The organism is Pseudoalteromonas sp. MMG005, from assembly GCF_018101015.1.
Classification (GTDB): domain Bacteria; phylum Pseudomonadota; class Gammaproteobacteria; order Enterobacterales; family Alteromonadaceae; genus Pseudoalteromonas; species Pseudoalteromonas aurantia.
This window is the reverse complement of record NZ_JAGJEK010000080.1, coordinates 1-534: the sequence shown is the minus strand read 5'-3', so window position 1 is coordinate 534 and position 534 is coordinate 1. Positions and strand designations below refer to the sequence as shown.

Below are 534 nucleotides of genomic sequence, written 5' to 3'. Positions count from 1 at the left end.
ACCGACCACCATCTCCAACGAGCGTTCCACACACAAGCCCACTAAACTGTCTGGCCCAATAGCATGATGCTCTCGCAGGTAATGCGCCAATTGGTTCGACTGCTCATTCAACTGCTTATACGTCAGTGTTTTATCTGCAAATACCACCGCAACCTTATCCGGCTGCTGCTGTACTTGTTGTTCAAATAAGGTATGAATGCATGCCGCTTTATCGTATGCAATCTCTGTATTATTAAGCCCTGTCACTAAATGCGCTGTCTCTGACTCCGACAACATCGCCAAACTAGGCAACGCCGCTGTCTCTTCTGTGACTTCACTCAAACTCGTTAATAAACGACACAAGTGTGCGTTTAACCGCGCTATCGCTGCTTCACTGAATAAGCCAATATCATATGTCCAGTTAATACCAACACCCGCATCGTTCAAGGTCAGCTCAACATCTAGGTCAAACTTTGCCTGTACCGCATCGCTCTCATACGCGCTCATCTGCACCCCAGGTAGGGCGACTGATTCACCTTCATGATGCAAACCATA

1 protein-coding gene is annotated in these 534 nt (G+C 47.6%); it reads right to left on the bottom strand.

Translation table 11 applies throughout. From position 1 onward, the window contains the following. On the bottom strand, positions 1-534 hold a 534-nt coding region (locus J8M01_RS23780), incomplete at both ends, for an AMP-binding protein (protein WP_211059603.1).